8 protein-coding genes are annotated in these 11643 nt (G+C 46.5%); 5 read left to right on the forward strand and 3 right to left on the reverse strand.

The genetic code is table 11. The features are described 5' to 3' along the window. Window positions 1-38: 38 nt before the first annotated feature. The 3 genes from NCI00_RS05155 to NCI00_RS05165 all read left to right on the forward strand — a co-directional run bounded on the left by NCI00_RS05155 (window position 39) and on the right by NCI00_RS05165 (window position 2838). Window positions 39-911, forward strand: coding sequence for an AraC family transcriptional regulator (locus tag NCI00_RS05155; RefSeq protein WP_253525692.1), 873 nt, complete (start codon window positions 39-41; stop codon window positions 909-911). Window positions 912-1243: 332 nt separating this feature from the next. After that, window positions 1244-2491, forward strand: a complete 1248-nt coding sequence (locus NCI00_RS05160) for an MFS transporter (protein ID WP_253525694.1) — start codon at window positions 1244-1246, stop codon at window positions 2489-2491. Between the two features lie 161 nt (window positions 2492-2652). After that, complete coding sequence (locus NCI00_RS05165; protein ID WP_253525696.1) at window positions 2653-2838, forward strand: C1orf53 family protein; 186 nt, start codon at window positions 2653-2655, stop codon at window positions 2836-2838. A gap of 6 nt (window positions 2839-2844) precedes the next feature. Here NCI00_RS05165 and NCI00_RS05170 read toward each other — a convergent pair whose 3' ends face one another. Together NCI00_RS05170 and mutS are read right to left on the reverse strand one after the other, a co-directional pair. Then, window positions 2845-5784: a leucine-rich repeat domain-containing protein gene (locus tag NCI00_RS05170; RefSeq protein ID WP_253525698.1), complete on the reverse strand. Its 2940-nt coding sequence runs from the start codon at window positions 5782-5784 to the stop codon at window positions 2845-2847. Between the two features lie 45 nt (window positions 5785-5829). Then, window positions 5830-8550: a DNA mismatch repair protein MutS gene (mutS, locus tag NCI00_RS05175; protein ID WP_253525700.1), complete on the reverse strand. Its 2721-nt coding sequence runs from the start codon at window positions 8548-8550 to the stop codon at window positions 5830-5832. Between the two features lie 155 nt (window positions 8551-8705). Between mutS and NCI00_RS05180 the strand changes: the two genes are divergently transcribed. Both NCI00_RS05180 and NCI00_RS05185 read left to right on the forward strand, forming a co-directional pair. After that, the gene (locus tag NCI00_RS05180) at window positions 8706-10148 is read left to right on the forward strand and encodes a Gfo/Idh/MocA family protein (RefSeq protein ID WP_253525702.1); all 1443 of its coding nucleotides are present in this window, start codon (window positions 8706-8708) and stop codon (window positions 10146-10148) included. 36 nt (window positions 10149-10184) lie between these two features. Next, on the forward strand, window positions 10185-10922 hold the full coding sequence (locus tag NCI00_RS05185) for a glucosamine-6-phosphate deaminase (RefSeq protein ID WP_253525705.1): 738 nt from the start codon (window positions 10185-10187) through the stop codon (window positions 10920-10922). Window positions 10923-11170: 248 nt separating this feature from the next. Here NCI00_RS05185 and NCI00_RS05190 read toward each other — a convergent pair whose 3' ends face one another. Continuing rightward, complete coding sequence (locus NCI00_RS05190; RefSeq protein ID WP_253525707.1) at window positions 11171-11428, reverse strand: hypothetical protein; 258 nt, start codon at window positions 11426-11428, stop codon at window positions 11171-11173. Window positions 11429-11643 lie beyond the last annotated feature (215 nt).

An 11643-nucleotide genomic window follows, 5' to 3' on the forward strand; every position in this document is an offset into this window, starting at 1 on the left:
TGTACTATATTTGCATAACTGATAATTGTCTCAAAAACATGAAGCCTACTTTCGCACTTTTGCCCGATTTTGCCACTTCTCAAACTCTTTTTGTGGCAAAAGAAATCATACGCCCGGCCTTCGCTACCGATTTTCATTTTCACGATGAATGTCAGTTGGTGTATATACGATCTGGTGCAGGAACGCGAATCATCGGTGGCTCTATCGAACATTTTGAAGCAGGAGATTTGACCTTTGTCGGGCCACGGGTACCCCATGTTTGGTATTCAAAGCCTAAATTAGAAGATAGTGAAAACCCTGATGTTTCAATTGCCCTTTATATCCACCCCGTTAAGGTCGTAGAAAACTTAAAACCTTTTATAGATACCCAATCAGTAAAATCCTTCTTTCAACAATCTACAAGGGGAATAAGTATTACAGGGTCAAAAAAAGAAGCAATGACAAGCCTTCTGCAAAATATGATTCACCAAAAGAACGTACCCTTATTAGCTTCTTTTATTCAAATTCTGGACTTGTTATTAGATTCCGAAGAGCTGGTGTGGTTAAATGGTGCCTCCTTATTGTCGGCCTATTCCAACGACGCGCAAGGGCGAGTAGCCCAATTAATGGATTTTATCCAACAAAATTTTCGAACAGAAATTACCTTAGAAAAAGCCGCTTCGGTAACAGGCCTGCAACTTCACTCCTTCTGTCGCTTTTTTAAGTCGCTTACGCACCGTACTTTTTCCGATTTTATCAATGAAGTGAGAGTCGGCTTTGCTTGTCAGCTTTTACAACATTCAGACATACCCATTACGCAAGTAGCCTTTGAGAGTGGTTACAGCAACATCTCTTATTTCAACCGTTCGTTCAGAAAAATACACCGAATTACGCCAAGGGAGTTTCGGGCACAAATGAGTACTTTACCTTAAAATTTCCAAAAGTTGGGACATTAAAATTCTGCAGGAACTAGGAATTCTAGGTTTTAGCAATGCCCCCCCCTTTCGGCCATCTTTGAACCGTCACTTACTACCGAGGAGCCGTCCGTTTGGGAGACGGGGCGAAAAGCCGCACGGCTTTTGTTAGAACAAATAAAAGAGCCTCATAATGTGACACATACGCCCAACGCTAAGCTCATTGTCCAAAATTCTTCGGTTAATTTAAGGTTTAAAAAGCAACTTTATTTTAAGGAATTAGGTTAAAATTTTAGGTAGGCAACTAGTTGCAACCCCATAAAAACACAGCGCACATAGTTTAGAACACTTTGAAAACTTCCACCAACGACCCCTATGCCGCGTTGCGGTATCCCGAGTTTGTCCGATTGATTTCAGCCAACAGCATGATTACCGCGGCCGTCATGATTCAGGAGGTAGTCATTGGCTACGAACTCTATAAGCTCACCCATGACCCTCTTTCGCTGGGCTTTATCGGTTTGGCCGAAGCACTACCTTACATTTCAATTGCGTTATTTGGAGGGCATTACGCCGACCGAAAAGATAAGCGTACCATCATGCAAATCAGCCAAAGTGTGATACTTTGCTGCTCATTGGCGTTGATTTGGGTGATGTATCCAGCGCACCGCGCTGAGTACTCGACCACGTCTTTGCTCCTGACCGTCTACGGAATTTTGGCCGCCATTGGTTTTGCCAAAGGATTTTATTCTCCCGCCTCTTCTTCCATGAAGGCTTTTTTGACACCCCGCGAAGTCTACTCAAACGCGGCCACTTGGAGCAGTACATTTTGGCAAACGGGTGCCATCGCCGGGCCAGGCATTGCGGGTTTTTTGTATGCGTACATTGGCTTGACCAATACGCTGTGGGTGGTAGTGGCGCTGTTTATCGTCAGTCAAATCCTGTTAGCTTTAATCAAGAAAAAACCGATTCCCGAAGTGGCAGGCCCCGAAGTAAACGTGTGGCAAAGCATCAAAGAAGGCATCAAGTTTGTGTACGAAAAAAAGATTCTGTTTTATGCTACTTCGCTCGACTTGGCGGCGGTACTTTTTGGCGGGGTGATTGCCATTTTACCCGTTTTTGCCGAAGATATTCTGAAAGTAGGCGCCGAAGGACTCGGTATCATGCGGGCCGCGCCTTCTGTGGGGGCCGTATTAACCATTTTTGCCACGGCCTATTACACTCCCACCCGCAACGCATGGCGCAATATGCTCATTGCGGTAGCTGGCTTTGGGGTGGCCACCTTGGTGTTTGCCATTTCTACCAATTTCTGGCTGTCGGTGTTTATGCTCTTCCTAACGGGCGCATTTGACGCCATCAGCGTGGTGATTCGTCAGACGATTTTGCAGGTGGTCCCGCCCGACCACATGCGCGGACGCGTGCTTTCGGTCAACAGCGTTTTCATCAGTTCTTCCAACGAAATAGGGGCGTTTGAATCAGGCGTAGCGGCCAAAGTGTTCGGAACAGTCCCTTCCGTTTTGATCGGCGGCGGGCTTACGATGGTTATCGTGACCTGGGTATGGCTACGTTCCAAAGAGTTGTTTGGCATAAAATTAACCTAAACAACAAACTATTTTTGCAACTTATTTATCGGCCAATTATCTAATAATCAAATGATTGCTAGATTTAATATTGCCAATAAAAGATAATAATCAAACAAGACCTAAAACAATTCTGCATCATTTGCTGTTTATCCCCCATTACACCAAAGACAATCATTGCTTTGAGCAGTCAGCGTTCCTCTCTTACTCACAAAAAAACCACTTTTAAGCGCCACGGCTTAGAAGACGAGGACTATTATACCGACCCCAACGGTTTTTTAGTGTTTACGGCGGCCTATCACCTCAAACGCGGCTATTGCTGCAAAAACGGCTGTCGGCACTGCCCCTATGGATTTCGGAAGAAGTGAGATTGATCAATCCACCAAAACACTTTGCATTTTCAACGCAACCGTTAGACGACGAATGAGGGCTTTTTGCTCGGTGGGGTATTCCAAACTGTCCAATGCTTCTTCAAACAGTTGATAACTCCAGCCTTGTATTTTTATTTTTTCTGATTTCAAGCGTTTTTCAAAGGTTTCTACGTCCTCTTCTCCCGCTTGTTTTTGGGCAACCTGCGCCGTCAACAGCAGATAATCTGCCAAACGGTTTTCTTCAAGTTTGAATTTTGTCCGGTCAAGTCCAAAAAGATATTCGTAAGCTTTGTCAGGTTGTTCATTCATCAAGTACACTTCGGCCGCGCTGAGTTGCACCATCGGAAGTGGATTGCGGACGGCTTCATACATGTTAATCGCTTTGTCAAACGCCGCGCCACTTTTGCCAGCCGTAGGGCGATACCTCTTGTACCACACCCCGAGGCGGCCCCACAGATTGGGCGCAAAAAGTTTGTAGTCGTTTAGGAGCAGTTCGTAGTCTTTGATGGCCCCCAACGAATCGCCGAGCTTCCATTTAGATTGTCCACGCAGGTCAACATAAAGTGCTACGGGTAGTCCACGTTGCGGTTGTTGCCCAAGAGATTTTAGAAGTTCTTTTTCGTACCTGAAATAACGCTCAACCACCACATTCATGCTATCGACAGCGCGGCGGTATTGATGGGTATGAAAATAGAAACGCGACCATAATTCAGGAGCATATTTCGCGGCGGTAGAATCAATGCGCTGCACTTCTTTCATGTACTCCACAAAGCGCGGAATATCACCCATATTCACTTTTTTTCCTGCCTGATTTAAGTACGCCCTCGCCATATCTTTGGTCTTCGGAAAAGGTTTGGGAACGTCTATTCCCATTTCGTCTCCCAGCAACAAGCGCTCTTCAAAGGAATGGAATTCCTGATTTAATGACGGCGGCGTTAATTTATTTCGAAACAACACAATGGATTTGATTCCTTGGGTCTTGTACCACTCAATTGGGAATTGTGTTAGTTCATTTTTAACCAGATGCAGGTTTTGTATCTGCGTATCCAGCCAACCCGTCATTGGCATAGCACTCAAATTACACTCGGTCAAGTTGACGGTTCCCTTCGGCATACGGAGTTGTTGAATCACGGGCCACAGGGCTTTTTCATCCCAATATTTATTACGGGATAAATCAAGGCTGAGCAGTTTACGGCAATTGGCCAACGACGCTGGCAACGACCGAAGTTGGTTGTGGTTTTTGGCTGGCACTTGGTCCAACGTTCGGCTATTAATGTTCCGATTAAAATACAAGACGTCAGCGTCGGCAAGGTTAAGAAAATTTAGGTGCTGCAATTTTCCCAGCGAATTAGGCAAGGTTTCCAAACGACAATTCGACAGCGTTAGCATTGAGAGGCTGTCGCAGTCGCCCAACGATTCAGGGAGTTGAGTCAGTGGATTATGGGAAACATCAAGGACTCTGAGGCGTTTCAATTGACCGATGGAATTGGGGAGCTCGGTCAATTCATTATTGTTTAATTGTAGATTTTGCAAGCTAACCCAACTGCCGATATTTTTGGGTAATTCGGTCAATTGATTCCCTCTCGCATTCAGCTCTTTTAGTTTTTTGCACTTTGAGAATTCTGCAGGAAGCCTTATCAGGTTGTTGTCGGCCAAGAAGGCCATCTCCAATTCAACCGCATTAACCAACCCTGATGGCAGTTCGGCCAATTGGTTATTTTCCACATTCAACATTCTGAGCTTTAGGGCTTTGCCTATATCATTAGGCAACTCTTTCAGTTGATTGTTATTGACGATAAGGTTCCTGAGCTTCGTCAGCTTGCCCAAATCAGGCAATTGGGTGAGACGATTTTCGGCCAGATTGAGCGTTTCCAATTCAGTCATTCTTTCTATCCCTTTCGGCAAAGATCCTCCCAGTACCCTTTCAAGTTGAAGCACTTTCAACCCAATGGATTTTGAAAAATCAGGCATTGCGGAAAGAGGATTTTTCCGCAATGAATCTTCGGATAAATTCCAAAAAATCAATTCCTTTAGGTTGGGTAATGCTATCGTTGTAGCCGCAGAAAAAGAAGGTAAAGTACTCATTATCAAATAAAACGACTCTAATCTCTGACAACGATTCAAGGCGTTTATCAATTCATCGGGCTCGGAAAGTGTACAATTATTTACCGAAAGATGCTGTAATGAATCACTTAAACCTTTAAAATCAGCCCCTTTGAATCTAAAGTTACTGATTTCTAACCCCTTTAAAGAGGCAAATTCAGACAAAGTCTTTGGGTAAGTTAACAAGGGTTGTACCTTATTCTCATGATACTTTCCTTGGAGCGTTATATACTCAAGCGTTTTTAGCTCGGCAAGCCAATCGGGCAACTGTCCTTCAAACGATGAAATCTTTAGTGATTTCAGATTTTTACATTCTCGCAATGCCAATGGTAAACGCATTTGTTTTGAGGGCAACTCTATGTCCAGAGCGGCCAACTGCTTAAAATTGGGTAACACAGGCCAAACAGCACTTAAATCTAGGCTCCCAATCATTTTAAGACTGAGCCCTTCCAAACCTTTCAACTTCGCTACGTTAGCGGGTATCTTTAGAGTGTCACCTGGTTTGATAATGTTCCCACTTATACTCAAATACTTTAACTTGGGCAATCGGCTCAGTTCGTCAAAAAGAGCGGCCATTCTTACCGAATCTGACCTTGAAATTTGGACAAATACCTGCTCTACATCCACCAATTGCGCAAGCGGTGCATCCAAAGGTTTGGCAAACTCATTCAGAACCAACGTTATAACAGGCTTGCCATTCTTGAAATCAATTTCGGCCTGTTCATAACTTTTGGCAGCAAATTGCCTGTTGAATCTTTCCTGATAGGGGTTCTGCCAATTTTGAGCGTGCAAGTGGGAAGCAACGACCACCCAAAGCATTAGCCATAAGTAACGAGTCATGAAATTCATTCTTAAAAGCTGTTAATCTGTTCTTTATGTAAGTTCTTACTCCACCAACCGTCGCAATTCGTTCAGTTTCAGTAAGGCTTCAATTGGCGAAAGGGTGTTGATATCCAGAGCTTTGAGCTTGGTTTTGAGTTCTTCTATTTTGGGGTCTTGCGGCTCAAATAGCGTCATTTGGTAGTTTACTTTGGGCATTTCCTTCACGGCTTTGTTGGTTTCAGCCCGTTGGTGGCTCTTTTCGAGGCTGTGCAGAATATCGTTGGAGCGCAGCACAATCTCCTGTGGCATCCCAGCCATCTGCGCCACGTGAATCCCGAAGCTGTGCTCGCTGCCGCCTTCTTTCAATTTCCGCAAGAAAATCACTTTGTTGCCTACTTCCTTCACCGCCACGTTGAAGTTTTTGATGCGCGGAAAATCGTCGGCCAATTGGTTCAGTTCGTGATAGTGCGTCGCAAACAACGTTTTGGCGCGGTGGCGCGGGTGATTGTGCAAAAACTCCGCAATACTCCACGCGATGCTGACGCCGTCGTACGTACTCGTTCCGCGCCCGATTTCGTCCATCAGCACAAGGCTGCGCTCGCTGAGGTTGTTGAGAATACTCGCCGTTTCGGTCATTTCGACCATGAACGTACTCTCCCCGCGACTCAGGTTGTCGGAAGCTCCTACACGCGTAAAAATCTTATCTACCAACCCGATTTCGGCCTCGGCGGCGGGGACAAAACTGCCCATTTGGGCCATCAGCACAATGAGCGCGGTCTGGCGCAGCAACGCCGATTTTCCCGCCATATTGGGGCCCGTGATGATAATAATCTGCTGTGTTTCGTCGTCAAGATACAGGTCATTGGGCACGTAGCTTTCGCCCAACGGCAGCTGCTGTTCAATCACAGCATGACGTCCTTCTTTGATTTTCAGCGACTTATCTTCCGTAATTTTGGGTTTATTGTAATTGTTTTTACGGGCTACCCGCGCAAAAGACGCCAACGCATCCAGCACCGATACCACGCGAGCATCCTGCTGTACCGCCGCCACGTAATCGTTGGCCATCATCACCAAATCATTGAAAATACGCTGCTCGATGGCAAAGATTTTATCTTCGGCACTCAGGATTTTATCTTCGTACTCTTTCAGTTCGGGCGTAATATAGCGCTCGGCATTCACGAGGGTTTGCTTCCGAATCCACTCGGGCGGCACGCGGTTTTTGTGGGAGTTGGTCACTTCGAGGTAGTAGCCGAACACCTTATTGTAGGCAATTTTGAGGGAGGTGATGCCCGTCCGTTCAATCTCGCGGTTTTGAATTTGTATCAGGTAGTCTTTGCCCGAAAACGCCAGTTTGTGCAGCACGTCCAAATCAGCATCGATGCCACTCTTAATCATACCGCCCTGATTGGTCACCACGGGTGGGTCTTCGCGGAGTTCGGTCTCAATTTTTTCCAGTAAAAACTCACAGGGATTGAGCTGGTCGGCGTATTTGCGTAGCGGTGTCAGAGAGGATGACGGAGAAACGGACGACTGAGTTTCGGATTCGTTACCGTTTGGTGATTCTTCTCCTTTTGTACCCTTCCCTTTTACCTCTCCGCTCCACGCCTTTTGCAGCAATTCTTTCACGGGCGCAATATGGCTCAACGACTTCTTCAGTTGCAGCAGTTCCCGTGGGTTGATGCGTCGAACCGCTACCTTTGAAATGAGGCGTTCGAGGTCACCTATTTGCTTGAGGTGCAGGGTGATTTCGTCCAGCAGTTCTTCGTTTTGGAGAAAAAACTCCACCGTTTGGAGGCGCTCTTCAATTGGCGCTTTATCTTTCAGCGGTAGCACCAGCCACTTACGCAGCAGGCGCGCGCCCATGGGCGTCACGGTTTGGTCGAGTATTTGAATCAACGGCACGCCACCTTCTTGTTGGGGATACACCAATTCTAGGTTACGAATGGTAAAGCGGTCGAGCCACACGTATTTTTCTTCGTCGAGGCGGGTCAGCCGCGTGATGTGCTTCACGTCTTTGTGCTCGGTATCGGCCAAATACCGCAAAATCACCCCCGCCGCAATGATGCCTTCGGTGAGGGTTTCGACGCCAAATCCTTTGAGCGAAGTGGTTTGAAAATGCTTAATGAGAATTTCGTAGCCGAACTCGTGCGTATACGCCCAATCTTCGAGGCAGAAGGTATGAAATTTATCCCCAAACAGCTCGCCGAATTCCTGACGGTATTTTTTACAGTACAGTACCTCCGACGGCGCAAAACTTTGCAGCAATTTTTCGATGTATTCTTTGTTGCCCTGAGTGGTCAAAAACTCCCCCGTCGAAATATCCAAAAAGGCAATCCCGAAGGTGTTTTGTTTGCCAAAATGAACCGACGCCAAATAATTATTCCGTCTGGTATCCAGCACATTGTCGTTGAATGAAACCCCCGGCGTCACCAGCTCCGTTACCCCACGCCGTACGATGCCTTTGGCCACGGCGGGGTCTTCCAACTGATCACAAATGGCCACCCGCTCACCCGCCCGAACGAGCTTGGGCAAGTAGGTATCCAACGAATGATGCGGAAAACCCGCCAATTCTTCCTGCGCACCGCCGTTGTTGCGACGGGTAAGCACAATGCCCAGGATTCGGCTGGCACGGATGGCATCTTCCCCAAATGTTTCGTAAAAATCTCCCACCCTAAAGAGCAACATAGCTCCCGGATAGCGTGATTTTATCTGATTATATTGGCGGTTAAGCGGGGTTTCTTTGGGTTTAAGGGGTTCTGTTGAGGTTTTTCCAGTACGGGCCATGCGTCAATATTAAATAAAAAATAGAGGGCAAAAATAGCCAAAATATCGCAGTATTGAGTAATACTTGTTACTCCTTGCCTCTTATAACAAGTGATACTTTTTTCATTCATTTTCCCTCATTGCTTCAACCTTAAAGCCTAAACCTGCAAACGATTATGCATAAATCATCGGAAGAACGCCGCGATTTTTTAAAACTAACGGGAACCATGGGCCTTGGCCTGCTCTCTGCGGGCATTACGCAAGCCTGCGCCACGGCCAAACCAGTCTCTTCCCTGAATCATATTCAACAACAAACACTCATACCTCACGCGCAGAAGTTTAACATGAGTGGCTACGGTGCGCCCAAAATCGAGACCGTCAGGATTGGATATATTGGCATGGGCAATCGCGGTTCTGGGGCACTCAACCGCATCGTGTACCTCGAAAATGTGGAGGTGAAAGCCCTTTGCGACATCCGGCCCGAAAAAGCACAAGAAGCCAAAAAGAAACTGGAAAATACACCCCATAATCCAACGCTCTATTCGGGAGGCGAAAACGAATGGAAAAAACTCTGCGAGCGCAATGATATTGACTTGGTCTACATCTGCACGCCTTGGAACCTCCACGCGCCCATGGCCCTCTACGCCATGGAACAAGGCAAACACGTGGCCGTGGAAATTCCCGCCGCTACAACGATGGAAGATTGTTGGAAACTGGTCGAAACCTCCGAGCGGACGAGAAAACACTGCATGATGCTCGAAAACTGCTGTTATGATTTTTTCGAACTGCTCACCCTCAACATGGCCCGTCAGGGGTTTTTCGGGGAAGTAGTTCACGTAGAAGGCGCTTATATTCACGACATTTACGATTCGTTTTTTGATAAAAGCAAACGCTACGACCTTTGGCGGCTGAAAGAAAATCAACGCAATGGTAACCTCTACCCGACGCACGGATTGGGCCCCATTTGTCAGATTTTGAACATCAATCGCGGCGATAAAATGGACTACTTGGTCTCGATGGCGAGCAATGATTTTATGTTGGCACCGAGGGCGCACGCATTGGCCGCCACCGATGCCGATTTCAAGCAATTTGCCAATGCGTCGTTCCGCGGCAATATGAACACAACCACGATTCGCACCCAAAAAGGCAAAACCATCATGGTGCAGCACGATGTAACCTCTCCGCGCCCTTATTCACGCATTCACTTGGTGAGCGGTACCAAAGCCACGGCGCTCAAATATCCGCTCCCCGGTAAAATCTCCACGGGACACGATTGGATTTCGGAAGAAGAATACAAAAAACTAGAAGAAAAATATCAGCCCGAAATCATAAAACGCATCGGCGAACTGGCCAAGAAAGTGGGCGGCCACGGCGGCATGGACTTTTTGATGGACTGGCGGCTGATTGACTGCCTCCGCAATGGCCTGCCGCTCGACCAAGACGTGTACGACGCCGCTTCGTGGAGCGCCATTGCGCCGCTGAGCGAGTGGTCGGTGGCCAACCGCTCGACGTCCATCGACGTGCCTGATTTCACGGGTGGGTCGTGGAAAAATAACGCACCCGTCGATATTTCTATGACCAAAGGCGGTAATACCAGAATCAAAGAACGTTCACTATAACTCACCTCAATCCGTACCTCTGTTTTTCTTTATTTTATGAACATCCATATTTCTAAAAACCCCGCTGATTTAGGCGAGATTTCTGGGCAAAAAGCGGCCGAGTTAATCCGCAGCGCCATTGCCGAAAAAGGCTTCGCCAACGTTATTTTAGCCACGGGGGCGAGTCAATTCGGAACGTTACAAACACTGATTGACAATAAAGACATTGATTGGAGCAAGGTCACGATGTTTCACCTCGACGAATACATCGGTCTGCCACTTTCCCACCCAGCGAGTTTCCGTAAATACCTCAAAGAGCGTTTCTTGGACCAGGTGCCACCGCTGAAAGCGAGCTATTTAATTGACGGCGAAGTCAATCCCGAAGAAGAATGTGCACGATTGGGCGCGTTGATTCAGCAACTTCCCATCGACGTCGCACTGGTCGGCATCGGCGAAAACGGCCACTTGGCCTTCAACGACCCTCCGGCTGATTTTGACACCGAAAATCCGTACATCGTGGTAAATTTGGACGAGCCATGCCGCCGTCAGCAAATGAACGAAGGGTGGTTTCCGACTTTGGAAGATGTACCCAAACAGGCCATCAGTATGTCGGTAAAACAAATCATGAAAACCGCGCACCTCATTTGCTCGGTACCCGATTTACGAAAAGCGCAGGCCGTCAAAGATTGTTTGGAACATGAAGTAAGCAACCTCTATCCTGCGAGTATTTTACAAAAACACCCCAATTGCAGTTTGTATTTGGATGAACTTTCGGCGAGTTTGCTTTCACAATAAAGGCAGTTAAATGGTTGTTGGTGGAAAAACACCAACAACCGCCAAAAACACCTACAACCACCAAAACAATCTCAATTCAGTTTATCACTTACCGAACAATCGTTCACATAATCAATTGGCAGCCAAATGGCTGTGGCCCCTTTGGTTGCCAATTGATTATTTTAAATTTTTCCCTTTCAGCCTTGAATCCTAACAAAGCAGGATGGATGTTGGAAAATCAAGCAAAAAAGTTGAGCAATTACTCCTATCTAGCTTCCTTTTATTAAAAAAGCGATTATCTCAGGGGTTGATGATTCTCCCTCATTTTCAGGTTCGTATTCCACTAAGCAGTAAACATTATAAAACGGGGCTTTTCCGGGTTCGGCTATTTGATAAGCGACTACTTCTTTCTCCTTGTTTTCGAGTATCCACGTATCTTTATTTTCTATCCTGCCAAGCTGAACAGAATATTCCAATCCGCTCTCCAACAATTCTGAAATCAGTATCCATACTGGTTCATTTTCCATACTAAAATTAAAATCTGTTCAACTACGATTCCATTTTTATATGCTGTATAGGCGGGGGGGTATGCGGCAATTCCACCATTACAGCTCTTTTGTAGACATGAACAGGCACGTTGTAACCGCGTCAAGCAGAAACAGTTGTGAAATTTCACCTCTAACGTTGAGTCCTGACAATCAAAAATCTGGCAGGTTTTTTTACAATAATAAACGAAAGGCAG

The organism is Runella salmonicolor (genome assembly GCF_024158025.1).
GTDB lineage: Bacteria > Bacteroidota > Bacteroidia > Cytophagales > Spirosomataceae > Runella > Runella salmonicolor.